At 73.0% G+C, this 23,533-nt stretch carries 23 protein-coding genes; 10 read left to right on the top strand and 13 right to left on the bottom strand.

Features of this window, described 5'->3' with window-relative positions; translation table 11 throughout:
• The 4 genes from QSK18_RS22245 to QSK18_RS22230 form a co-directional block, all read right to left on the bottom strand.
• A complete protein-coding gene (locus QSK18_RS22245) occupies positions 1-1,212 on the bottom strand; it encodes a thiolase family protein (RefSeq protein WP_232811957.1) in 1,212 nt (403 codons plus the stop codon).
• A 206-nt stretch (positions 1,213-1,418) separates the two neighbouring features.
• Entirely contained in the window at positions 1,419-2,651 is a 1,233-nt protein-coding gene (locus QSK18_RS22240; RefSeq protein WP_352396616.1) for an HRDC domain-containing protein, read from the bottom strand.
• Between the two features lie 478 nt (positions 2,652-3,129).
• Positions 3,130-3,612 carry a LuxR family transcriptional regulator gene (locus tag QSK18_RS22235; RefSeq protein ID WP_408623505.1) on the bottom strand — a complete coding sequence of 161 codons (483 nt, stop codon included), beginning with the start codon at positions 3,610-3,612 and terminating at the stop codon, positions 3,130-3,132.
• A gap of 298 nt (positions 3,613-3,910) precedes the next feature.
• Positions 3,911-4,480, bottom strand: coding sequence for a DUF3000 domain-containing protein (locus QSK18_RS22230; protein ID WP_232812061.1), 570 nt, complete (start codon positions 4,478-4,480; stop codon positions 3,911-3,913).
• A 251-nt stretch (positions 4,481-4,731) separates the two neighbouring features.
• Here QSK18_RS22230 and hemE point away from each other — a divergent pair, with 251 nt between their 5' ends.
• Complete coding sequence (hemE, locus tag QSK18_RS22225; RefSeq protein WP_352396614.1) at positions 4,732-5,745, top strand: uroporphyrinogen decarboxylase; 1,014 nt, start codon at positions 4,732-4,734, stop codon at positions 5,743-5,745.
• A 5-nt stretch (positions 5,746-5,750) separates the two neighbouring features.
• On the opposite strand, the gene QSK18_RS22220 is transcribed toward hemE, so the two are convergent.
• Positions 5,751-6,656, bottom strand: a complete 906-nt coding sequence (locus QSK18_RS22220; protein WP_285622721.1) for a DUF4349 domain-containing protein — start codon at positions 6,654-6,656, stop codon at positions 5,751-5,753.
• A gap of 170 nt (positions 6,657-6,826) precedes the next feature.
• Between QSK18_RS22220 and hemG the strand changes: the two genes are divergently transcribed.
• On the top strand, positions 6,827-8,326 hold the full coding sequence (gene hemG / locus QSK18_RS22215) for a protoporphyrinogen oxidase (RefSeq protein ID WP_285622717.1): 1,500 nt from the start codon (positions 6,827-6,829) through the stop codon (positions 8,324-8,326).
• Positions 8,323-9,030: a hydrogen peroxide-dependent heme synthase gene (gene hemQ / locus QSK18_RS22210; protein ID WP_285622713.1), complete on the top strand. Its 708-nt coding sequence runs from the start codon at positions 8,323-8,325 to the stop codon at positions 9,028-9,030. Before hemG ends, hemQ begins: the two co-directional genes overlap by 4 nt.
• Here hemQ and QSK18_RS22205 read toward each other — a convergent pair.
• From QSK18_RS22205 to QSK18_RS22190, 4 genes are read right to left on the bottom strand one after another with little or no spacing between them, the layout of a single operon-like run.
• Positions 9,019-9,471: a GNAT family N-acetyltransferase gene (locus QSK18_RS22205; RefSeq protein ID WP_285622710.1), complete on the bottom strand. Its 453-nt coding sequence runs from the start codon at positions 9,469-9,471 to the stop codon at positions 9,019-9,021. The two genes, hemQ and QSK18_RS22205, sit on opposite strands and share 12 nt — an antisense overlap.
• A 37-nt stretch (positions 9,472-9,508) precedes the next feature.
• Positions 9,509-9,937, bottom strand: a complete 429-nt coding sequence (msrB, locus tag QSK18_RS22200; RefSeq protein WP_232811964.1) for a peptide-methionine (R)-S-oxide reductase MsrB — start codon at positions 9,935-9,937, stop codon at positions 9,509-9,511.
• 36 nt (positions 9,938-9,973) lie between these two features.
• A complete protein-coding gene (locus tag QSK18_RS22195) occupies positions 9,974-10,288 on the bottom strand; it encodes an AzlD domain-containing protein (protein ID WP_285622707.1) in 315 nt (104 codons plus the stop codon).
• A complete protein-coding gene (locus QSK18_RS22190) occupies positions 10,285-10,971 on the bottom strand; it encodes an AzlC family ABC transporter permease (protein ID WP_232811966.1) in 687 nt (228 codons plus the stop codon). The genes QSK18_RS22195 and QSK18_RS22190 overlap by 4 nt, the downstream gene beginning before the upstream one ends.
• 122 nt (positions 10,972-11,093) lie before the next feature.
• Between QSK18_RS22190 and QSK18_RS22185 the strand changes: the two genes are divergently transcribed.
• Positions 11,094-11,822: a hypothetical protein gene (locus QSK18_RS22185; protein WP_232811967.1), complete on the top strand. Its 729-nt coding sequence runs from the start codon at positions 11,094-11,096 to the stop codon at positions 11,820-11,822.
• 67 nt (positions 11,823-11,889) lie between these two features.
• Here QSK18_RS22185 and QSK18_RS22180 read toward each other — a convergent pair whose 3' ends face one another.
• Positions 11,890-12,369 carry a hypothetical protein gene (locus QSK18_RS22180; protein ID WP_232811968.1) on the bottom strand — a complete coding sequence of 160 codons (480 nt, stop codon included), beginning with the start codon at positions 12,367-12,369 and terminating at the stop codon, positions 11,890-11,892.
• A gap of 109 nt (positions 12,370-12,478) precedes the next feature.
• On the opposite strand from QSK18_RS22180, the gene QSK18_RS22175 reads away from it, so the two are divergent.
• The gene (locus QSK18_RS22175) at positions 12,479-13,789 is read left to right on the top strand and encodes an alpha/beta hydrolase (protein WP_285622703.1); all 1,311 of its coding nucleotides are present in this window, start codon (positions 12,479-12,481) and stop codon (positions 13,787-13,789) included.
• 9 nt (positions 13,790-13,798) lie between these two features.
• Here the strand turns inward: QSK18_RS22175 and QSK18_RS22170 are convergent, their stop codons facing one another.
• Together QSK18_RS22170 and QSK18_RS22165 are read right to left on the bottom strand one after the other, a co-directional pair.
• Positions 13,799-14,572, bottom strand: a complete 774-nt coding sequence (locus tag QSK18_RS22170; protein WP_232811970.1) for a dihydrofolate reductase family protein — start codon at positions 14,570-14,572, stop codon at positions 13,799-13,801.
• Positions 14,569-15,012: a SufE family protein gene (locus QSK18_RS22165; RefSeq protein WP_285622700.1), complete on the bottom strand. Its 444-nt coding sequence runs from the start codon at positions 15,010-15,012 to the stop codon at positions 14,569-14,571. The genes QSK18_RS22170 and QSK18_RS22165 overlap by 4 nt, the downstream gene beginning before the upstream one ends.
• A gap of 89 nt (positions 15,013-15,101) precedes the next feature.
• Here QSK18_RS22165 and QSK18_RS22160 point away from each other — a divergent pair, with 89 nt between their 5' ends.
• The 4 genes from QSK18_RS22160 to QSK18_RS22145 are packed head-to-tail and all read left to right on the top strand — an operon-like array spanning position 15,102 to position 20,937.
• Entirely contained in the window at positions 15,102-18,017 is a 2,916-nt protein-coding gene (locus tag QSK18_RS22160) for a glycoside hydrolase family 2 TIM barrel-domain containing protein (RefSeq protein WP_285622697.1), read from the top strand.
• A gap of 39 nt (positions 18,018-18,056) precedes the next feature.
• Complete coding sequence (locus QSK18_RS22155) at positions 18,057-18,941, top strand: ROK family protein (protein ID WP_232811973.1); 885 nt, start codon at positions 18,057-18,059, stop codon at positions 18,939-18,941.
• A complete protein-coding gene (locus tag QSK18_RS22150; protein ID WP_232811974.1) occupies positions 18,938-20,095 on the top strand; it encodes an N-acetylglucosamine-6-phosphate deacetylase in 1,158 nt (385 codons plus the stop codon). The genes QSK18_RS22155 and QSK18_RS22150 overlap by 4 nt, the downstream gene beginning before the upstream one ends.
• Positions 20,092-20,937, top strand: a complete 846-nt coding sequence (locus QSK18_RS22145; protein ID WP_285622690.1) for a class II fructose-bisphosphate aldolase — start codon at positions 20,092-20,094, stop codon at positions 20,935-20,937. The genes QSK18_RS22150 and QSK18_RS22145 overlap by 4 nt, the downstream gene beginning before the upstream one ends.
• Here the strand turns inward: QSK18_RS22145 and treZ are convergent.
• Positions 20,928-22,700, bottom strand: coding sequence for a malto-oligosyltrehalose trehalohydrolase (gene treZ, locus QSK18_RS22140; protein ID WP_285622687.1), 1,773 nt, complete (start codon positions 22,698-22,700; stop codon positions 20,928-20,930). The genes QSK18_RS22145 and treZ overlap by 10 nt on opposite strands.
• A 60-nt stretch (positions 22,701-22,760) precedes the next feature.
• Between treZ and QSK18_RS22135 the strand changes: the two genes are divergently transcribed.
• Complete coding sequence (locus QSK18_RS22135) at positions 22,761-23,522, top strand: SDR family NAD(P)-dependent oxidoreductase (RefSeq protein ID WP_285622684.1); 762 nt, start codon at positions 22,761-22,763, stop codon at positions 23,520-23,522.
• Positions 23,523-23,533 lie beyond the last annotated feature (11 nt).

Genomic DNA, 23,533 nt, shown 5'->3' with positions numbered 1-23,533 from the left:
TCAGGCCCCCTTGCCGTAGTCGCGGTGGTGCGGGTTCTCCCAGATCACCGATCCGCCCATGCCGATCCCGATGCACATCGTGGTGAGCCCGTAGCGGACCTCCGGCCGGGCCTCGAAATGCCGGGCCAGCTGGGTCATCAGGCGCACCCCGGAAGAGGCCAGCGGGTGCCCGAGGGCGATCGCCCCGCCGTCCGGGTTGACCCGCGGGTCGTCGTCCTTGATGCCGTAGAAGTCGAGGAACGAGAGCACCTGCACGGCGAAGGCCTCGTTGATCTCGAACAGGCCGATGTCGTCGATGCTCAGACCGGCCAGCTCGAGCGCCCTTTCGGTGGCCGGCACCGGGCCGTAGCCCATCACCTCGGGCTCGACGCCCTTGAAACCGTAGGCGACCAGCCGCATCTTGACCGGCAGGCCGAGGGCGGCGGCGGTGCCGGCGTCGGCCAGCAGACAGGCGGTGGCGCCGTCGTTCAGGCCCGCGGCGTTGCCGGCGGTGATCCGCCCGTGCGGCCGGAACGGCGTCTTCAGGTTGGCCAGGCCCTCGAGAGTGGTTCCCGGGCGCGGCGGTTCGTCGGCCACCGCCAGGCCCCAGCCCTGCTCGGTGCTGCGGGTGGCCATCGGGACCAGGTCCTGCTGCATCCGCCCGGCCTCGTAGGCCGCCTGCACCTTGGCCTGGCTGGCCACAGCGTAGGCGTCGGCGCGTTCCTTGGTCAGGTGCGGGAACCGGTCGTGCAGGTTCTCCGCCGTCTCACCCATCACCAGCGCGGCCGGGTCGACGATCTTCTCCGAGATGAAGCGCGGGTTGGGATCGACCCCCTCGCCCATCGGGTGGTGCCCCATGTGCTCCACCCCGCCGGCGATCGCCACGTCGTAGGCGCCGAAGGCGATGCCCGAGGCGGTGGTGGTGACGGCGGTCATCGCGCCGGCGCACATCCGGTCGATGGCGTAGCCGGGCACGCTCTTGGGCAGCCCGGCCAGCAGGGCGGCGGTCCGCCCGATGGTCAGCCCCTGGTCGCCGGTCTGGGTGGTGGCCGCCACGGCCACCTCGTCGACCTTCTCCGGGGGCAGTTCGGGATGCCGTCTGAGCAGTTCCCGGATGCACCGGACGACCAGGTCGTCGGCGCGGGTCTGGGCGTACATCCCCTTGTCTCCGGCTTTGCCGAAGGGGGTTCGGACACCGTCCACGAAGACGACGTCCCTCGAAGTGCCGGGCACGCGACCTCCCCGTTGCTCGGGCGGCCTGGAGCTGCCGCCACCGTTGGCGTAGTCATCTGAATGCTACTCGCCAGTAACGCCAGTGCGAAACCGGCCCGTTACCGTGACCTGAAACAGTCACGCTACCTGTGAGGGGTAAGGGCAGACAGCGAACAATGGACGGGTGGCGCGCCTGGGCGCGCAGGTCCCGTCGAGTGCGGGGCAGGTCAGTGCCCGGACGTCTCCGGCGTGGGTTCAGGAGGAGGCGCCGGGGTCTGCAGAGTCTGCACCAGCGGTTCGGCGATCAGACCGATCTGCCAGGCCCGGGCGCCGGCCGACTCCAGCCGCGCCTGGACCGTCGCGAGGGTGATCTCGGCGGGCGGTGACCAGGACAGCCGGCGCACCGTGTCGGGGGAGATCAGGTTCTCGACCGGCAGGCCGAGCTCGGCGGCCAGTTCACCCATCGCCGCCCGGGAGGCGGCCAGGCGGGCGGCGGCCGCCGCGTCACGCTCGGCCCAGACCCGCGGCGGGGGCGGGCCCTCGCTGGGCAGGTGCTGGGGCGGGAGGTCGCTGTCGGACAGGCCGCGGGCCTTGGACACCGCTTCGGTCCACTGCCGGGCGTAGCGCCGGGCACCCCGCCCGTTGAAGGCGGGCAGGGCGATCAGGGCGCTCAGGGTGGTGGGCATCGCCAGGGCGGCCTCGATGATCGCGGCATCGCCGAGCACGCGGCCGGGGGAGAGGTCACGCTGGCGGGCGATCGCGTCGCGGGTCTGCCACAGCTCCCGCACGGCGGCCAGGCGGCGCCGGTCGCGCACCCGGTGCATGCCGGAGGTGCGGCGCCACGGATCCACCTTGGGGGCCGGGGGCGGGGTGGCCGCGACCGCCGCGAACTCCTCCGTGGCCCAGGGCAGCTTGCCCTGCCGGGTGAGCTCGGCGGCCACCGCGTCGCGCAGGTCGACCAGCACCTCCACGTCGAGCGCGGCGTAACGCAGCCAGGGCTCGGGCAGCGGCCGGGTGCTCCAGTCGACCGCCGAGTGCTCCTTGGCCAGGCTGAGGCCGAGCAGTTCCTCGACCATCGCGGCCAGGCCCACCCGCGGGTAGCCGGCCAGCCGGGCGCCGAGCTCGGTGTCGAAGATCAGGGTGGGGCGCAGGCCCACCTCGGACAGGCAGGGCAGATCCTGCGACGCGGCGTGCAGCACCCACTCCACGTCGGCGATGACCGCGTTCAGCCCGCTCAGGTCGGGCAGGGCCACCGGGTCGATCAGGGCGGTGCCGGCGCCCTCACGGCGCAGCTGCACCAGGAAGGCGCGCTGGCCGTAGCGGTGGCCGGAGGCCCGCTCGGCGTCGACCGCGACCGGGCCGGAGCCGGCTGCGAAGGCGTCGATGACCTGCTGAAGGGTGGCGATGTCGCTGACTACCGGGGGCACGCCGTCGCGGGGAGCGTCGAGCCGCTCCAGCACGTGCTCGCTGTCGGGGCCACCGGCTGCCGGGCCTGCCGGAACGCCGTCCGGGGTCAATGAATCGCTCCTCCCTTCGTCAATCGACACAAACCCCACCGTAGCCTGCCGCCTGCCGGTGTCGCTTGTTCTGCTGTGTGACGTTGCAGTGAGCGATGCGGTCGTGCGGGACCGGGGGCTGCCGTCAGGCGGCCTGTGTGCGGCTGTGTGCAGCGGTGTGCGGTCGGGACCGGTCTGCGGAACGGCCCGGAACACCGGGCCGGACCTGGTCAGCCTGCCACCGATCGACGTCTGTGTCCGGGGCGGCGCCGGGCCGATATGAAGGCGTGACCCGGGTCACGGGTCCCGTCTTCGTGCCGTCCAGGCGTCACCGGACTTCATATCACCCGATCCCGTCGGGCGGCGGCCCTGGTCGGCGCGGGTGCTACCGACCGGTCACCCAACGTAACCCGACCGTCACCCGACCGTCGCCCGGGACTGCTCAGGCGATGACGCCGGAGCGCAGTGAGGTTGCGACCATCTCCGCACGGTCACCGGTGCCGAGCTTGCGGGCGATCCGGGCCAGGTGACTCTTCACGGTCAGCGCCGACAGCCCCAGCGCCACCCCGATGTCCTTGTTCGACTTGCCCTCGGCGACCAGCTGCAGCACCTGGATCTCCCGGGCCGAGAGCGAGTCCACGCCCTCACCCCGGTCGGCCGAGGGGCGGGGCATCCCGGTGCCCGCCGCCGAGACCACGTAGCAGCGGATGCCCGCACCGACCGCGGCCCGCACGCTGTAGGGGTCGTCGCTGGTGGCCACCACCATGCCGCGCTGCCAGCCGGCCTGACGCAGTTCCCGCACCAGGGCGATGCCCGAGCCGTCGGGCAGACCGGCCTCGGCCACCACCAGGTCGGCGATACCGGCGGCGGCGCGCTGCCGGGCCTCGGCCACCGTGTTGATCTCCAGCACGTGCCGGGCCCCCATCGCCCGCAGCGTGTGAGCAACGGTCTCACGTACGGCGGGGCTGTTGACCACGACCATCGCGGCGAAGCGGCCCGGCCGTGGCACCGCAACTCCTGTTCGCTCCACGAGTGTGGTCACCTCAGCCTCCAAGGGGGGATGTAGCCCGGACGAGTGTCGGCGGCCGGGTCGGTTGCTCCCCAAGAGGGTCGGCACCGGGCGGTGTCGACTTGAGATCACACGTGCGGGCGGTGGACAGCCCCGCCGAGGTTCGGTCGGGCCCGGTCGCGGTGCGTCGGGCCCGGTCGCAGTGCGGCCGGGCTCAGTCGCGGCGGCGCCGGGGCAGGGCGGTCACCCCGGGCGAGACCGGTGGCAGCCCGCCGACTGTGCACAGCAGTTCCGACCACGCAGTCAGGTGGATCACCGCGTCGTCCACCGGCGTCCATGAGGCCCGCAGCTCGATGTCCACCGTAGGCGCCTGACCGGCGAGGGCGCCGAACGACTCCGAGACCACCCGGGTGATCGTGCCGCCCGAGGCCCGGTGCCCGGCACCGGCCGCGGACAGCGACTCCTGCAGCCAGGCCCAGCCGACCTGCCCCATCAGCGGGTCGGTGGCCAGTTCGCTCTCCAGGGCCGCCCGGATGAAGCTGACCACCCGGTAGGTGCCCTCCCAGGACTCCGGGCCGGAGGGGTCGTGCAGCAGGACGAACCGGCCGGTGGCCAGGTCCTCGTCGTCCTCCGAGACCACGTCGGCCGACAGGGCCAGGGCGAACGGGGCGATCCGCTGCGGTGCCGGGACCTCCTCGAGGATCACTTCCGGGCGCAGCTTGGCCGCGCGCAGACGGGAGACCACGTCGAGGAAACCCTCGGGGGCATCGTCGGAGATCCTCATGGCAGCCACGCTCGCAGCGTACGGTGACGGATCGCCACTATCGGGGACGACGCGCCCAATCCTGGGGGTGAGAGCAGCCATTTCGCGTACTCGGTGTGACGAAGCCCGGTCCGGACGCTGCCCGGATGTGCACCGAGATGCGCGCCGGGGTGCTCACCACCTGAGAGGATCGGCTCGTGTCCACCGAGTTCGCAGCCCCCTTCGCAGCCCTTCCCGTCGCCCCCCGTGACCCCCGTCTCGCCGATGCACCACTGCTGCGCGCGGCGCGTCGGCTGCGCCCGGCCCACACGCCGGTGTGGTTCATGCGTCAGGCCGGGCGCTCGCTGCCGGAATACCGCAAGGTGCGCGAGGGCATCGCGATGCTGGACAGCTGCCGCCGCCCCGAGCTGGTCACCGAGATCACCCTCCAGCCGGTGCGCCGCTACGGGGTCGACGCGGCGATCTTCTTCTCCGACATCGTCGTGCCGCTCAAGGCGGTCGGGGTCGGGCTGGACATCAGGCCGGGCGTCGGCCCGGTGATCGATCAGCCCTTCCGCACCCGGGCCGACCTCGACCGGATCCCCGAGCTCGAGCCGGAGATGATCGGCGACATCGCCGAGTCGGTCGGCCTGCTCACCGCCGAGCTCGGCGGCACCCCGCTGATCGGCTTCGCCGGTGCCCCGTTCACCCTGGCCTCGTACCTGGTCGAGGGCGGGCCCAGCCGCGACCTGGCCCGCACCAAGGCGCTGATGTACTCCGACCCGCAGCTGTGGGAAGCGCTCCTGCAGCGCCTGGCCCAGATCTCGGCGGGCTTCCTGCGGGTGCAGGTGGCGGCCGGGGCCTCGGCCGTGCAGCTGTTCGACTCCTGGGTGGGCGCCCTGCCGCTGGCCGACTACCGGAGGTTCGTCCAGCCGTCCTCGGCCGCGGTGCTCGACGCCGTGCGCGAACTCGACCCGACCGCGCCCCGGATCCACTTCGGCGTGCAGACCGGTGAGCTGCTGCCGGCCATGGCCGAGGCCGGCGCCGACGTGGTCGGGGTGGACTTCCGGGTGCCGCTCGACGTGGCCACCGCCCGGCTGGGCGGCGACCACGCCGTGCAGGGAAACCTCGACCCGGCCCTGCTCTTCGCCTCGCGTGAGGTGCTCGGACAGCGGGTGCGGCAGACCCTCGAGGCGGGCGCCGCCGCCCCCGGCCACATCTTCAACCTCGGCCACGGGGTGCTGCCCGACACCGATCCCGACCAGGCCAAGTTCGTGGTCGACACGGTTCACGCCTGGAAGGGCTGAACCCCTCAGGGATTCACCGGGCCGGGGGCAGGCCGCCGCAGACGCCGGTACCCGAAGTAGGCCGGAACCCCGATCACGGCCAGCACCACGCCGATCGGCAGCAGCACCCCGATCACGGTGAGCACCACCACGGTGCCCGCCTTCAGGCCGTCCCAGCCGGTCGAGAGGCCGGCCAGGAACCCGCTGTCGTCGTCCTCGGGGGCCCCGGCCCGGGGCACGTCGAGGGTGACCACCAGGGTGGAGAGGGCGGCCTTGTCCTTCACCGCGGCGGCCTGGGCCTGCAGCGACTCCAGGTCGGCCTCGCGGGTGCTGAGCTCGGCCTCGATCGAGATCACGTCCCTGACCGAGTCGGCCTCGGCCAGCAGGGCGCGCAGTCGCTCCACCGACTTCTCCTGGCTGAGCACCCGGCTGTCCAGGTCGGCCACCTGGGCGGTCACGTCCTTGCTGCTGGTGCGCAGGTCGAGGGTCCGGCCCAGTTCACCGACCCGCTCGATCGCCGGGTCCAGGCGGTCGACCGGCACCCGCAGGGTGATCACCGAACTGCCCTTGCCCGGCCGGGCCCCGAAGGTGCTGTCCTCCTTCTGCACCAGCCCTTCCGACGCCGAGGCGATCCCCCGGACCTTGACCGTGGCCTCGGCCACGTCGTCGACCTGGAGCGTCATCTCGGCCGTGCGGATCTGCCGGGACGCCGCCGGGTCGGTCAGCGCGGCCGGATCGACCTTCGTCGTCTTCTTGGCCGGTTCCGTGGCGGTCCCGCCTTCGGAACTGAACCCGGCCGAGTCCTCCGCCACGTTCGCCGAGCTCGCACCCCCGGACGACTCGTCACTACCCGCGCTGCACCCGCCGGCCAGGAACGCCAGGCCCACTGCGAGCGCGATCGTGGCACCTCGTAAGTTCTTCCGTGCAGTCATCTCCGGCCCCTCCCCATGCTGTCTGGTCCTCCGCGCAGTTCGACGGGGCAGCCCGGCGGCCGGTTGCGGGCCCGAGGTAATGATCAGGTAACGGAATGCGGGTCAGCGGGGGTCGTTCGGCCCTGGCCGGGCCCAGGGGTAGTTCCGCGAGGATCAAGGTGTGAGAAGAGATGTCTGACAGTTCGAGCGGCCGAACCGGCGACCGGGCGGTGCGCCTGGTCGTGGTGGGTGGCGGGATCTCCGGTCTGGTCGCGGCCTGGCGGCTGGTGCAGGCCCACGGACCGGCGGCCCAGGTGCTGGTGCTGGAGTCGTCGGCGCGGGTCGGCGGCAAGCTCTGGGCCGGCCCGGTCGGTGACGTCACGGTCGACCTGGGGGCCGAGTCGATGCTGGCCCGCCGGCCGGAGGCGGTCGGGCTGCTCACCGAGCTGGGGCTGGACGACGAGGTGGTGCACCCCCGCGCGGCCTCGGCCGCGGTCGTCTCCCGGGGCGGGCTCCACCCCCTGCCTCCGGGCACGGTGATGGGGGTGCCGGTCGATCGCACCCGGCTCCCGGCGCTCGCTGGGATCCTCGACCCGGACGAGGTGGCCCGGGCCGGCCAGGAGAGCGGCGTCCCGGGCGAGCGGCTGCCCGAGGACGTGGACGTGGCGTCCTGGGTGGCCTCCCGGGTGGGCCGGGCCGTGGTCGACCGCCTGGTGGAACCCCTGCTCGGAGGCGTCTACGCGGGCAACTCCGCCCGGTTGTCCCTGCAGGCCACCATCCCGCAACTGTGGCAGCGAGCCCGTGGCGGGCGTCCATTGTTGGAGACCCGGCCACCAGCTACCCAGACCACCCAGACCAACCAGACCACCCCAGCCGTTTCGGGACCGGTGTTCGCCGGGCTCCGTGGGGGAGTGGGGCGCCTGCCGCTCATCCTGGCGGAACGCCTGGAGAAGGCGGGCGCCGAAGTGCGCACCGGGGTCACCGTGCGCGGGCTGACCCGCACCCCCACCGGCTGGCGGCTGGAGACCGGTCCGGCCAGTGGGCCCGAGTTCATCGAGGCCGACGGCGTGGTCCTGGCCGTGCCCGCCGCCCCCGCCGCCCGGCTGCTGGCCGACGTGGTGCCGGTCGCCGCCCATGAGCTGGCCCAGGTGGAGACGGCGAGCGTGGCCGTGGTCGCCGCGGCCGTGCCCCGCGAACAGCTGACCGGCCTGACCGGTACCGGGCTGCTCGTCCCGCCGGTGGAGCAGCGGCAGATCAAGGCGGCCACGTTCTCCTCGAACAAGTGGCGCTGGGTCAGCGACGAGCAGTCCGCCGAGCACCTGGTGGTGCGGTTGTCGCTGGGCCGGGCCCGGGAGGAGGCGGCGCTGCAGCGCGACGACGCCGACCTGACCGAACTCGCCCTGGCCGACCTGCGCGAGATCACCGGGCGCGACGTGCGCCCGGCCGAGACCCGGGTGGTGCGCTGGGGCGGGGCACTTCCGCAGTACCAGGTGGGTCATCTGGACCGGGTGCAGCGGATCCGCGAGGCTGTGGCCGGTGCCCCCGGCCTGGCCGTGTGCGGGGCGGTGTACGACGGCGTCGGCATCCCGGCCTGTGTCGCCGCCGCCGGCCGGGCCGTCCACGACCTGCAGACCAGTATGCGTACCCGGGTCGAGGGACCTCGGGACCGACAGGAGAGAATCGAAGAATGAGTCAGACTGAAACTGGGTCCCACGCACCCGACGCGAACGCCATCAACGACACGATCAAGTACACGATGTGGTCGGTGTTCGCGGCCAACCGGCTCCCCAACGACCGCAGCCGGCTGGCCGCCGAGCTGGAGACGTTCGTCGCCGGTCTGGACGGGCGCGGGGTGGAGCTGCGCGGCATCTACGACCTGTCCGGGATGCGCGCCGACGCCGACCTGATGGTGTGGTGGCACGCCGACACCGTCGACCAGCTCCAGGCCGCCTACAAGGACCTGCGCCGCACCGACCTGGGCCAGTACCTGCGCCCGGTGTGGTCGAACGTCGGCCTGCACCGCCCGGCCGAGTTCAACAAGGGCCACGTGCCGGCGTTCATGTCGGGCGAGGAGGCCCGCAAGTACATCTGCGTGTACCCGTTCGTGCGCAGCTACGACTGGTACATCCTGCCCGACCAGGAGCGCCGCGACATGCTCGTCGAGCACGGCAAGGCGGCCCGCGGCTACGCCGACGTGCGGGCCAACACGGTCTCCGCGTTCGCCCTGGGCGACTACGAGTGGCTGCTCGCCTTCGAGGCCGACGACCTGCACCGGATCGTCGACCTGATGCGTGACCTGCGCGCCACCGAGGCCCGCAGGCACGTGCGCGAAGAGGTCCCGTTCTTCACCGGTCCCCGGGTGGGCATCCGCGAGCTGGTCACCTCACTGCCGTGACCCGGCGGCGGCGGGCCGGCGCATCGGGACGTGCGGGATGCCGTCCTCGAGGTACTCCGGCCCGCTCGCGGTGAACCCGTAACGGGCGTACCAGCCGGTCAGGTGGGCCTGGGCGTCGAGCACCGTCTCCCGCCCGGGCTCCAGGCCCGCGAGCGCGGCCTCCATCAGACGCCCGGCCAGCGACCGGCCCCGGGCGTCGGCGCGGGTGCAGACCCGGCCGATCCGGGCCCGGCCGTCCGGGTCGGCGAGCAGCCGCAGGTAGGCGGTGGGCCCGTGTTCGTCGGCCAGCCACAGGTGTTCGGTGCCCGGCTCGACGTCACGGCCGTCGAGCTCGGGGTAGGGGCACTTCTGCTCCACCACGAACACGTCGACCCGCAGCTTCAGCAGGGCGTAGGCCTCGCCCGGGGTGAGGTCGTCCCAGAGTGCACGTCGTTCGGTCACGCCCGGATGCTGGCACCCGGGCCTGCCGATTGACGAATCAGCTGCTCAGCGGTTCACGCCGGATGCTGATCGAGTTGATGCAGTAACGCTGGTCGGTGGGGGTGGCGTACCCCTCGCCCTCGAACACGTGGCCCAGGTGGGAGCCGCAGTTGGCGCAGCGCACCTCGACCCGCTTCATACCCAGCGACACGTCCTCGATGTACTCCACCCGGCCCTCGGCGGCGGGGGCGAAGAACGACGGCCAGCCGCAGTGGCTGTCGAACTTCTCGGTGCTGCGGAACAGTTCCTCGCCGCAGGCCCGGCAGGCGTAGACGCCCTCGGTGTGGTCGTCGGTGTACTCACCGGTGTAGGGGCGCTCGGTGCCGGCCTCGCGCAGCACGTGGTACTCCTCGGCGGTGAGCTTGTCGCGCCACTGGGCGTCGGTGAGCTGCAGCGGGTAGATCCGGTTGGTGCTGTTGGTTGCCATGACCGCCTCAACAAGGTTCCTCGCCCGGTAGTTCCCTCACCCTACGAGGGCCCGCAGGCCCGCGGTGACCAGCCCGGCGACCAGCAGGCAGAGCAGGTGCGGGCGCTGCCAGAGGGCCCGCAGCAGCACGGCCGCGGCCAGCCCGGGCAGCAGGGTCCAGTCCGCGTCGCGCCAGTGCGGCCCGGCCAGGTCGACCACCAGGAGGGCGGCCAGGAGCACGGCCGGCAGGGCGACGATCACGGCCTCGACCCGGGTGGGGAAGGTGCGGTCGCCCAGGAGGGCGGGCCCGGCACCCTTGTAGATCACGTTGATCACGGCGAGGGCCAGGACGGCGGCGAGGATGCCGGTCACGAGGGGCTCCGGGTGAGCAGGGCCGGTAGCGCGGCCAGGGCGCCGGCCAGGAGAGCCACGCCCGGGGGCACGAACAGGCAGGCGATCCCGGCCAGCAGGGCGGCCAGAAGAGCCAGCGGGAGGATGCCGGGCCGGGCCCGGAGGGAGTCGAACAGCAGCAGAGCGAAGAAACCGGGGAAGATCACGTCCAGGCCGTAGGTCCGGGCGAACTCCGTGGACGGAACCAGTAGTGCACCCACCGCGGTGCCGAGGATCCAGGCCGGCCACTGCACGAGCGTGGCGCCGAACAGTTTCTTCCGGTCCACCGAGCCGTCCGGGCGCTGGGCCGCCACCCAGGAGGCGTCCACCACCGACTGCCCCTCCAAGGCGCGCTGCAAGCGTCCTCCGTTGAGGTACCGGGCGGTCGCGGCGGCCATCGGCACGAACCGCAGGTTGATCAGCGCCGCGCTGAGCACCGCGGTGAGCGCCCCGCCACCCCCGGCCAGGGCGGTGGCCAGGGCGAACTGGGCCGAGCCGGAGAACGTGACGGCCGAGGCGAGGATGGCCACCCAGGGCGGCCAGCCGTGCAGGACGGCGAACGCGCCGAAGCTGATGGCCAGGGCGAAGGCGCCGACGGCGAGGCCGGCGCCGACCTGCAGGCCGGCGCGCCAGCCGCCGTCGGGGTCTGCGGTGGTCCGGGTCACGCCACATGGTCAGGTGCGATCGGGGGGTCGGCAACCCCGGTCCTCTCGAGTTTCGGGGTCACCCGTTCGGCCGTACGTTGGCCAGGAGTGACAATCGCTCACCGCATCGGGGAGTAGACACCATGACCAGCGAAACAGGTTCCCGCAGGCCGATCGACGCCCCCAACGACCGGACGATGAGAGATTCGCTCCAGCAGCCGGTCAAGGGAGCCCCGGTCGACGCACCGTTGCACGAGGAGACCGCCGATGCCGCGGTCGCCGGACCGGCCGGGACCGCGCAGCCGGCCCAGCCCGTCCAGCCCGCGTACCGCGACCCGGCCTACCGGGATCCCGCCTACCAGGAGCCGGTCTACCAGGAGGAGCCCGTGCGCCGGAGTGAGCCCACCCGCACCGCCACGATCTCCTCACCGGGCCGGATCGGTTTCGGCGCCGGGGTTCTCGTGCTCGGCATCCTGCTCGGCATGTCTGACCAGCAGGCCGACGGGGCCGGGATGGCCTTGCGGGTCCCCGCGCTGATCGCCGCCCTGATCATGGTGGCCCAGGGCATCCAGCTGATCCTGCGGGGCCTGCCGCGCCAGACCGAGGTCGAGGTGGTCGAGGTGGTCGACGACACCGACCCGGCGCACCCGCGCACCGCCGTGCGCCCGCGCCCGTGGTCGGCCGGGATGGCCGCCTTCCGCACCGACCCCGGCTCTCTGGGCCTGCCCACGCTGGTGATCGTGCTGGCGATCTGGCTCGGCCTGGCCACCCTGCGCATCGACGACGCGCCGGCCAACCTCAGCAACCTCTCGATGCTGTCGGCATTCGTGCTCTTCGCCCTCGGCTGGACGCTGATCCCCGCCCGCGCCTGAGACTCCCTGCATGTGAAAAGGCCCACCGTCCGGACGGTTCCGGAGGGTGGGCCTTTTCGTGCGGTCCTCAGCCGAGGAAGCTGCTGCCCGCGTAGACGTGCAGCACGGGCACGCCCAGCGCCTCCCGGGCCCGGGAGGCCCAGTCGGTGTGGAACGTGTCCTCCACCGCGTGCGGCCGGGTCACCACGATCACCTCGTCGGCGCTGTGCTGCTGGAGCACCTTGACCGGGTCGCCCTCGATCACCTCGCCGGTGGCGGTCCAGCCGGCCCGGCTGAACGCGGCCAGCGAGCGGGCCAGCGCGTCGGCCGCCTCGGTGCGGGTGGGCTCGTCCTCACCCCGCACCGCCTCCAGCGCCTCGCGCAGCTGGAACAGGCTCAGGTGGTCGAGCACGTCGGCCAGCAGGTTGCGCTCCACGTCGGCCGGCACCAGCAGGTGGTAGGCGGGCCGGCCGGACTCGTCGTCGGCATGCACGGAGGTCAGCCGCAGGGCGTCCTCGTCGCTCAGTGCCACTTCGGTCAGGACCAGGATGGACGGCGTCTCAGTCACATGATCACCCTAGTCGGGAAGCGGATCGGTGGCTCCCCGGCATCGCTGACACCCGGTTCGGTCGGCAGAATTGAGTCATGAGCGTTACGGAGACTGCTGGAGGAGCTCGATGAGCCGCCTGGGTGGGCAGCAGATGCCGGACGGTGTGCGCCGGCTGGCGGTGGCGGCCGCGGTGGCGGGGGCCTCGTCGGCGGTCGCGGCGGGGGTGGCGGCGGCCACGGCGGCCACCGTCTTCGCCCGCCGGGTGGTCACGCCCGACGCCAACCGGCCCGAGAACGTGGAGATCCTCGCGGTCGAGGGCGAGGTGGTCACGCTGCGGGCCGACCCGGAGACCACCCTGCCCGGCCGCTACGGCCTGTGGCAGGACGGCGGGAAGACGCACGCCCGGGTCGGCGAGGTGATCTCGTACGACACCGCGGCCGGGGCGGTGCGGCGCCCGCTGCTGGGGACCGACTCCGGCCGGCTGAGGCCCGGCAAGGCCCGGCTGAACCAGTACTACTACGCGGGCGACCCGTTCAGCGCCCTCGGCCTGCCGTTCGAGGACGTGACGATCGAGGGCGACGCCACCGTGCTGCACGGCTGGGTGGTGCCCGGCACCCAGCTGAACCTGGACGATCGCGGGGCGGCGGCCAGCACGGTCAAGAGCGCCACGGCGGTGGCCGCCGGCCGGACCCGGGTCAAGGGCAGGCGGAGCAGCCGGGCCGAGCTACCGCCCACCGGCAGCGCCTGGGCCATCCTGGTGCACGGGCGCGGCGCCACCCGCGAAGAGTGCCTGCGCGCCCTGCCGGTCCTGCACCGGCTGGGTTTCACCTCGCTGGTCGCGGGCTACCGCACCACCGCCGGGGTGCCGGTGGCCTCGGTCGGCCCGCTGGCCCGCTACCACCTGGGCGACCAGGAGTGGCGTGACGTGGAGGCGGCGATCGTCTACGCCGCCGAGCACGGCGCCGAGGAGGTGGTGCTGTTCGGCTGGTCGATGGGCGGTGCGATCGTGATGCAGACCGTCTCCCGCTCGTGGACGGCCGACCGGGTCAAGGGCCTGGTGCTCGACGCGCCGGTGATGGACTGGCGCGACACCCTGGCCCACCAGGCCCGGCTGAACAGGATCCCGCCGGCCGTGGGCCGGCTGGGGCAGAGCGTGCTGTCGCACCGGTCGGTCTGGCGGCTGGCCGGCACCGAGGCCCCGGTCGACCTGGACCGGCTGGACTGGGTCACCCGGGCGGCCGAGGTACGTCACCCGATCCTGCTGATCCACAGCAAGGACGACGAGTACGTGCCCTCCGCGCCCTCCGAGAAGTTCGCCGAGGCCCGGCCCGACCTGGCCACCTACGTGTCGGTGGACGGGGCGCGGCACTGCAAGGAGTGGAACGTGGACCAGAACACCTGGGAGTCGGCCGTGGCGAGGTTCCTGCTCCGCCTCTAGAAACCGTCTCTAGTTGTTGGGCACGGTCTGCACCAGCCAGCGGCCGAGCAGCACGTCCTCGGCCGCGATCAGGTGTGCCGGGCGGGCGGTCAGGTTCACCTCGGGCCCGTGCGAGATGCGCGGGCCGCCGCCCGCCACCAGCGTCGGCGCCCAGGTCAGGCACAGCTCGTCGACCTGGCCGGCGGCCAGCGCCTGGCCCAGCAGCGACGGTCCGCCCTCGAGCAGGACCCGCCGGTGGCCGCGACCGGCCAGGACCCGCACCGCGTCGTCCAGGTCCACGTCGTCGTCACCGGCGACGATCACCTGGCCGGGCCCGGCCTGCTCACGCAGCCGGGTCAGGTCGGCCCGGGTGGTGGTGACCACGAAGGTGGTGCCGTCGAGCAGGCCGGCCGGCACGTCGCCGCTGCGGGTGACCACGGCCAGGGCCGGGGCCGGCTGCTGTCCGCGGCTGCGGCGGCGCTCGGTGAAGGCCGGGTCGGCCTGCGGGACGCCGTAGCCCTCGGCCCGCACCGTGCCCGCGCCCACCAGCACCACGTCGGCCAGGCCGCGCAGGACGTGGAAGGTGGCCTTGTCGGCCGCCCCGCCGAGCGCCCCGCTGACCCCGCCCGGCCCGGTGGCCGAGCCGTCGAGCGTGCTCACCATGTTCGCCCGCACCCAGCCCCGGGCCGGTACCGGCTCCGGGTAGGCGTAGAGGTCGGCCAGGGCCTGGACGGCCGGCTCGGGGTCGGTGGTCAGGTTGCCCACCTCGGCCCGGCCGGGCAGCAGGAGCTGCAGCACGGTCACGCCGGCGTGCCTTCCTTCACCTGGCGCTTGATCCGGGCCAGCATCCCGGCCATCCCGCGCAGCCGCAGCGGGCTGACCGCCTCGGACAGGCCCAGGCGCTGCGGGACGTCGTTGGGCACGTCCAGGATCTCCTGGCCGCTCAGCCCGGCCAGGCCGGTGGCCAGGATGCTGGCGAAGCCCCGGGTGGTGGGGGCCTCGGCCGGGGCGTCGAAGTAGACCTGCGCCTCGTCGGCCAGGGTGGCGCCGGTCTCGACCCGGACGAACACCGGCGACTGGCACTCGGTGACCGCCTCCATCGCGTCGTGGTCGCCGGCGTACCTCTCCGGCAGCGCGGGCAGCTCCCTGCTGAACTCCAGCAGCAGTTCCAGGCGGTCCTTCTGGGCCAGCGCGGTGAAGTCGTCGACGATCTCGGCGAATGCCGCCGGAAGGGTGTCTGCCACCCGCCGATCCTGTCATGTCCCGTGCTGGAGCGGCACCAACGGGCGACCCGGTCGTCACACCGGCCGGGATCCTCTGAGAACCTGCGTCCATGAACATCGCCCGGAAGGGACCCGGAACCGGGTCCCGCTCTCCCCGCGCCCGCCTGCACACCACCGCTCCGCGCCGCAGCCTCAACGGCACCTGGCAGTTCCGGATCTTCCCCGGTCTGGCCGCCGCACCGGACGACGGATGGGACGGCGACGACGCGGGCTGGGCCCTGGGTGAGGAGTGGACGAGCATCCCGGTGCCCGCCCACTGGGTGCTCGAGGGCCACGGCCGCCCGGCCTACACCAACGTGCGTTTCCCGTTCCCGATCGACCCGCCCAACCCGCCGGACGAGAACCCGGTGGGCGACTACCGCCTGGTCTTCGACGCGGCCCCGGAGTTCCTCGAGGGCGCCGTGCTGCGCTTCGACGGCGTGGAGTCGGCCGCCGAGGTGCGGCTGAACGGTGAGCTGCTGGGCGAGACCCGGGGCAGCCGGCTGACCCACGAGTTCGACGTGCGCGGGAAGCTGCGCGCCACGGGCAACGTGCTGGCCGTGCGGGTGGCGCAGTTCTCCGACGCCAGCTACCTGGAGGACCAGGACATGTGGTGGCTTCCCGGGATCTTCCGGGACGTCGACCTGCTGGCCGTGCCGGACGGCGGCGTCTGGGACGTGTTCGCGGTCACCGACTACGAGGCCACCGACGGGACCGGCACCGTCGACCTGTCGGTCACCCGCAACGGCGCGGCCGGGGAGCCGGCCCGCTTCCGCATCCCCGAGCTGGACGTCGACCTCGAGGTCACCGGCGGCGGCGTGATCGGGGTGGGCGGGGTCGAGCCGTGGTCGGCCGAGACCCCCCGGCTCTACACCGCCGAACTGGTGACGCCGGCCGAGACGGTCACGTTGCGCCTGGGCTTCCGCCGGATCGAGGTGCGCGACTCGGTGCTGCTGGTCAACGGCGCGCCGATCCAGCTGCGCGGGGTCAACCGGCACGAGCACGACCCGGAGCGCGGCCGGGTGTTCTCGCCCGAGCGGCTGGAGCAGGACCTGCTGCTGATGAAGCAGCACAACGTCAACGCCGTGCGCACCTCGCACTACCCGCCGCACCCGGCGCTGCTGGACCGGGCCGACGAGCTGGGGCTCTTCGTCGTTCTCGAGTGCGACCTGGAGACCCACGGGTTCGAGGAGATCGGCTGGCGCGGCAACCCCAGCGCCGACCCGCAGTGGCGGGGCGCCTACCTGGACCGGATGCAGCGCACCGTGCACCGGGACAAGAACCACGCCAGCATCGTGATGTGGTCGCTCGGCAACGAGTCCGGCACCGGCGAGAACCTGGAGGCCATGGCCGCCTGGACCCGCGCCTTCGACCCGTCCCGGCTGATCCACTACGAAGGCGACTGGAGCAGCACGTACGTCGACGTGTACTCCCGGATGTACGCCTCGTTCGAGGAGACCCGCCGGATCGGCGAGGAGGTGCTCACCCCGGCGCCGTTCGGCGCCACCGCGGCCGAGATGCACCGCCGTTCGCTGCCGTTCATGCAGTGCGAGTATGCGCACGCGATGGGCAACAGCCCGGGCGGCCTGGAGGAGTACCAGGAGCTGTTCGACCGGTACCCGCGCCTGGCGGGCGGTTTCATCTGGGAGTGGATCGAGCACGGCATCGCCACCACCGGCGCCGACGGCCGCCGCGGTTACCTCTACGGCGGTGACTTCGGCGAGCACACCCACGACGGCAACTTCGTGATCGACGGTCTGGTCAGCGCCGACCGCGAGGTGCGCCCGGGCCTGGTCGCCCTGGCGCACTGGTACTCGCCGGTGCGGATCGAGGTCACCGACGGGGCCGTGGTCATCCAGAACCGTTACGACCACGTCGATCTCAGCGGTCTGCGGTTCGTCTGGAAGGCCGAGGCCGACGGCCGCGAGCTGGGCCGGGGAGAGCTGAAGGTCGGCCGGGTCGCCTCCTGGGAGAAGGTGGTGATCGCCCTGCCGGACGAGCTGGCCGACCTCGCCGAATCCCCCGAGATCGTCACGGTCGAGGCGGTTCTGGTGGACAAGCAGCTCTGGGCCGAGGCCGGGCACGTGGTCGGCCGGGGCCAGCGCGCCTGGCTGACGCCGGCCGAGCCGCCGCTGGAGACCGGCGTGCCGCCGCGTTCCGCCTTCGACCCGGTCTCGCTGCGGCTGCGCGAGCTCGGTGGCCTGCGTCTGGACGGGCCGGTGACCAGCCTGTGGCGGGTGCCGACCGACAACGACCGGCGCCCGGGCTGGGAAGAGATGGACAAGCCGGCCTACGCCGCCCGCTGGGAACTGCTGGGCCTGAACCGGCTGCTGACCCGCGTGGTCTCCGCCACCGAACAGGACGGGGCCCTGGTGGTGCGCACCCGCACCGTGCCCCCGGGCCGCGACTGCGCGGTCGACGCCGAGTACGTCTGGCGTCAGGCCGGCCCGAACGCGATGACCGTCGAGGTCACCCTGGTGCCGGACGGCACCTGGCCGGTGGAGTGGCCCCGTCTGGGGCTCGACCTGGTGCTCGAGGGGGCGCCGACCGGGATGGCCTGGCGCGGTCTGGGTCCGGGCCCGTCCTACCCCGACCTGGCCGCCGGGCCGTTCTGGGGAGACCACGAGGCCTCGGCCGACGAACTGCTGACCCCCTACGTGCTGCCGCAGGAGAGCGGCGCCCGCGCGGGGGTGCGTCACGCCTCGATCGGTACCGAACAGGGGACGCTCGTGGTCACGGTGCTGCCGGGTGGCGCTTCCGGTGGGGTCGAGGAGGTGGCGGTGACGGTCTCGCCGTACAGCCGCAAGACCCTGGCCACCACCGCGCACCAGCACGAACTGGTGGCCGACGGCCGTACCCACGTGTCGATCGACCTGTTCCAGGCCGGGGTGGGCACCGCCGCCTGCGGTGAGGGCGTGCTGCCGCGCTACCGCCTGGCGGCCCGTCCGGGCCGGGTCACCCTGCTGCTGGAGAGCCGAGAGGGGTAGAGCAGGTCAAGCGGTCCGGGGCGTGGAACGATCTCGCCCATGAATGGCTTGAGCGACGCGGGTGCGCCGGCGGTCGGGATCGACGTCGGCGGCACCTCGGTCAAGGGTGTCCTGCTGGGTGCCGACGGCTCGGTGCTGGCCGTGCACCGGCTGCCCACCCCGGCTCCTGCCCCTGACGGCAGGGCCGTGGTGGAGACGGTCGGGCAGGTCCGGGACGCCCTGGCCGGCGACCAGCTGCTGCCGGTCGGGGTCGCCGTGCCCGGGGTGGTGGACGAGGCCGACGGACTGGCCGTCTACTCGGCCAACCTGGGCTGGCGCGACCTTCCGCTGGGTGAGCTGCTGGAGAAACGGCTGGGCAGTGGCGTGGTGCTCACGCACGACGTGCGGGCCGGGGGCGTGGCCGAGGCCCGGACCGGCGCCGCTGCGGGCCGCGACGGGGTCATGGCCTTCGTCCCGGTCGGCACCGGCGTCGCCGCGGCCGTCCTGATCGACGGTCAGCCCCTGGTCTCCGGGGGCTGGGCCGGCGAGATCGGGCAGTTGCTGATCACCCAGGGCGAGTTCGCGGGCCAGCGGGTCGAGGAGGTGGCCTCCGCCCGGGCCACTGCCCTGCGCGCCGGGATGGCCAGTGCCCGCGAGGTGGCGGCCTCCGCCGGCCGCGGCAGCACCGTCGCTCAGCAGGTCTGGAAAGAGACGATCACCGTGCTGGCCGACGCGCTGGCCGGGCTGTCGGCCACGGTCGCGCCCTCGGTCATCGTCATCGGCGGCGGCCTGGCCCTGGCCGGCCGTCAGCTGATCGCCCCGCTCAGTGAGGAACTCACCCGCCGCCTTCCCGGCCTGCGGGTGCCCGAAGTGCTTCCGGCGGGTCACGGCGACGCAGCGGCTGCGGTGGGTGCGGCCCTGCTCGGACTGGAGGGACGGTCATGAACGGCATTGTTGCGATCCGCCGGCTGGTCGACGGAGCGAGCCACGACGGCCCGGTGTGGCTGCGGATCGAGAACGGCCTGGTGGTGGAGCGCGGTCAGGGAGAGCCGGACTCGGCTCCGGCGGAGCAACTCGACATCGTCGTCCCCGGTGCCGTCGACCCGCACGTCCACGGTGCCGTCGGAATCGACTTCGCCACACCAGGAGTCGACCCGCAGCCCGCCCTCGACCACCACCACCGGGCGGGCAGCACCACCCTGATCGCCTCGCTGGCCACCGGAAGCCTGGCCGACACCCGTTCCCGGGTGAAGGAACTGGCGCCTCTGGTACGCGAAGGCCGCCTGGCTGGAACACATCTCGAAGGGCCCTGGCTGTCCCCGGCCCGGCGCGGAGCACACAACCCGGACCTGCTGCGCCGGCCCGACCGCGCCGAGGTGGCCGACCTGCTGGCGGCCGGCGAGGGCACGATCCGCATGGTCACCATCGCCCCCGAGCTGCCCGGTGCCTTCGACGCGATCGACGAGCTGGTCGCCTCCGGCGTCGTGGTGGCGATCGGGCACACCGACGCCGATGCCGAAACCGTCAGCCGGGCCATAGATTCCGGCGCCCGGGTCACCACCCACCTGTTCAACGGCATGCCTCCGATGCACCACCGCCAGGCCGGCACCGTAGGGGTGTCGCTGAGCGACGACCGCATCACGGTGGAGCTCATCGCCGACGGTGAGCACGTGGGCAACGAGGTCATGGACGTGGCCCGGCGGGCCGCAGCCGGCCGGATGATGCTGGTCTCCGACGCCATGTCCGCCACCGGCCTGGGTGACGGCTCCTACGACCTGGCCGGCTCCGAGGTCGTCGTCGCCGGGGGAGTGGCCGTGCTGGCTCAGGGAAACTCGTTGGCCGGCAGCACCACTGCGCTGATGGCCGCCGCGCTGCGCCTGCTCAACCGCAACGTGCCCCTGCCTGAGGTGGTGGCGGTGACCAGCGCTACGGCCGCGAACGTGTTCGGTCTGCGCGGCCACGCCCTGCGCCCGGGGGATCCGGCGGATCTGATCGAGCTGCACTTCCCCGACGGCGTGGCCGAGGTCGCCCGAGTGGCCCGGCGAGGCGTGTGGCTGGATCCGGTCGATGTCCCGACGTTCAAGGAGGAACTGTCATGACTGTGCTGCAGCAGGCCCGTGAGCGCGGGCGGGGAGTCGGCGCCTTCAACGTGATCCTGCTGGAGCACGCCGAGGCGATCGTGGCCGGGGCCGAGGCGGCCGGACTGCCGGTCATCCTCCAGATCAGCCAGAACTGCGTGCAGTACCACGGTGCGCTGGAGCCGATCCTGGCCGGAACCCTGGCGGTGGCCCGCAACTCGCAGGTTCCGGCCGTCGTGCACCTCGACCACGCCGACGACGAGGCCCTGGTGCGGCGGGCGCTCGAGCTGGGCGTGCACAGCGTCATGTTCGACGCCTCGCACGACAGCTACGAGGTCAACGTGCGCCGTACCTCAGCAGTCGCCGAACTCTGCCACTCCGCCGGCATTCCGCTCGAGGCCGAGCTCGGCAAGGTCGGGGTCAAGCACGGGGTGCACGCTCCGGGCGTCCGCACCGATCCGGCCGAGGCGAAGGCATTCGTGGAGGCCACCGGGGCCGACAGCCTGGCCGTGGCGGTGGGCAGCTCCCAGGCGATGACCGAGCGCACTGCCGTGCTCGACCTGGACCTGATCGCCGCCCTGGCCCAGGCCGTGCCGGTGCCCCTGGTGCTGCACGGCTCGTCCGGGGTCTCCGACGAGCAGCTGGCTGGGGCGGTGCGGGCCGGGCTGGTCAAGGTGAACATCTCCACCCACCTGAACGGCCTGTTCACCCGGGCCGTCCGCAGGACGCTGGCCGCCGACGAACGGGTGGTGGACCCGCGCAAGTACATCGTCCCCGGCCGGATCGCGGTGGCGGACGAGGTGGAGCGTCTGCTCAGGCTGCTGGCCCCGCCGAAGCGGGGCCGATCAGCGACTCAGCCCTGAACCCGCAGCACCGCCACCGAGTCGGGCTGCAGCTGGGCGGTGCCGCCCGAGACCGTGACCGAACCCCAGGTGAGCTGCGGCACCGAGCCCTCGGCGACCGCAACGCCCACCGCCGAGGGGCCGATGTTCAGCACCGTGGTGAACGCGCCGCGCCGCATGGTGATCCAGGCGTCGCCGTACTCCACCGAGACCGAGTCGAACGAGTCGTTCAGCAGGTCGGGTGACGAGCGGCGCAGCGCGATCAGGTCGCGGTACCAGGTGAGCATCGCCGCGTGGTCCGGCTCGGCGGCCTCGGCCCAGTTCAGCTTGGAGGCCTCGAAGGTCGAGAGGGCCTGCGGGTCGGGCACCTCCTCGGGAGCCCAGCCGTGCGAGCCGAACTCGGCCCGGCGGCCCTTGCGCACGGCCTCGGCCAGCTCCGGGCTCTCGAACGAGGTGAAGAACTGCCAGGGCGTGCTCGCCCCCCACTCCTCACCCATGAACAGCATCGGGGTGTAGACGCTGGTCAGCATCAGGGCGGCGGAGGCGGCCAGGCGCCCGGGGGGGACCGTGGCGCTGGGCCGGTCGCCGGTGGCGCGGTTGCCGACCTGGTCGTGGTTCTGGGTGGCGACCACGAACTGGTGACCGCGGTGCTTCTCGGCCGAGACCGGTGTGCCCCAGTGCTTCCCGCGGAAGGTGGAGTAGTCGCCGGCGTGCCGGAACGCCTCCCTGAGCACCCGGGCCAGCACCGCCGACGTCCCGAAATCGCAGTAGTAGCCCTGCGTCTCGCCGGTGACGAAGCTGTGGATCGCGTGGTGCACGTCGTCGTCCCACTGCCCGGTCATGCCCCGGCCGCCCTCGGCGACCGGCTCGACCATCACCGGGTCGTTCAGGTCGCTCTCGGCGATCAGGCTCAGCGGGCGTCCCACCGTGGCCGACAGTTCGGCCACCCGGTCGGACAGCTCGGCCAGGACGTGCCGGGGGGAGGCGTCGACCAGGGCGTGCACCGCGTCCAGGCGCAGCGCGTCGATGTGGAAGTCGCCCAGCCAGCGCAGGGCGTTGTCGATGATCCAGGAGCGCACGCCGAGGGCGCCGTCGTCGTCCAGGTTCACCGCGTCGCCCCAGGGGGTGTTGTGCGCGTCGGTGAAGTAGGGCCCGAACTCGCTGAGGTAGTTGCCGTCCGGGCCGAGGTGGTTGTACACCGCGTCGAGGCAGACCCCCAGCCCCTTCTGGTGCGCCGCGTCGACGAAGCGCTGCAGGGCCTCGGGACCGCCGTAGGCGTGGTGCACGGCGTACAGCCCGACCCCGTCGTAGCCCCAGCCGCGCTCACCCGAGAACTCGGCGACCGGCAGCAGTTCGACGATCTGGACCCCGAGGTCGACCAGGTGGCCGAGCCGCCCGATCGCCGCGTCGAGCGTGCCCTCCGGCGTGAAGGTGCCGATGTGCAGTTCGTAGAACACCGCACCGCGCGCGTCCAGACCCGGCCAGGCGGAGTCGGCCCACTGGTGCCGCGACGGGTCGAACACCCGGCTGGGCCGGTGCACCCCCTCGGGCTGCCAGGCGCTGCGCGGATCCGGCCGGGGCTCGCCGCCGTCGATCGCGAACGCGTAGTCGGTGCCGTGATCGGCCTCGGCCACCGCGAGCTTCCAGAGCCCCTCGGTCTCGGGAGTGGGCTCCTGGCCCAGCGCCGGGTCGGCCACCCGGCGCATCGGCTCGCGCCGGTCGAGGGCGGGCAGGTGCAGCATGACGCGGGAGGCGGAAGGCGCCCAGACGGTGAACTCGTGCACGGGGCCAGCCTGTCAGACATTCGCCGGGTCCACCTGCGGACGGGGAGCTAACGTGGCCGCATGCCCACCGCACTCGTCACCGGCCCCACCGCAGGCATCGGCACGGCGTTCGCCCGCCGGCTGGCCCGCGACGGGTACCAGCTCGTCCTGGTCGCCCGCGACGCCGGGCGCCTGGCCCAGCTGGCCCGCGAACTCGGCGGGGCCGAGGTGATCGTGGCCGACCTCGCCGTGCCCGAGCAACGGCGGGCCGTGGTGGAACGGCTTCAGGACGGGTCGCGCCCGGTCGATCTGCTGGTCAACAACGCGGGGGTCGGCGGGCAGGGAGAGTTCTGGAGCACCCCGTTCGACCGGTTGCACCAACAGCTCGAGCTGAACGTCACCGCGGTGGTCGAGCTGACCCACGCGGCGCTTCCGGGCATGCGGGCGAGAGGAGCGGGGGCGGTGATCAACGTGGCCAGCGTGGCCGGGCTGACCCCTGGTCGCGGAAGCACCTACACCGCCAGCAAGGCCTACGTGATCGCGCTGAGCGAGGGGCTGGCCAACGGGCTGAGCGGCACCGGCGTGCGGGTGCAGGCGCTGTGTCCGGGGTTCACCCACACCGAGTTCCACGCCCGCGCCGGGATCGACATGGCCTGGGCGCCGGAGGCGCTCTGGCTGGAGGCCGACTTCGTGGTCGACGAGTCGCTGAGAGACCTGCAGCGCGACGTGATCGTCTCGATCCCCAGCGTGCGGTACAAGGCCCTGGTGGCGGCCTCGCGGCTGGTGCCCCGCAGCGTCACCCGCTTCTTCGCGGCCCGGCTGGGTGGCCGGTCGCGCAACTGAGTCCTCCCGAC

It is taken from the genome of Kineosporia sp. NBRC 101677 (genome assembly GCF_030269265.1).
Taxonomy (GTDB): domain Bacteria; phylum Actinomycetota; class Actinomycetes; order Actinomycetales; family Kineosporiaceae; genus Kineosporia; species Kineosporia rhizophila.
Note: the sequence above shows the minus strand (reverse complement) of the source record. Positions and strands in the feature narration are given on the sequence as shown.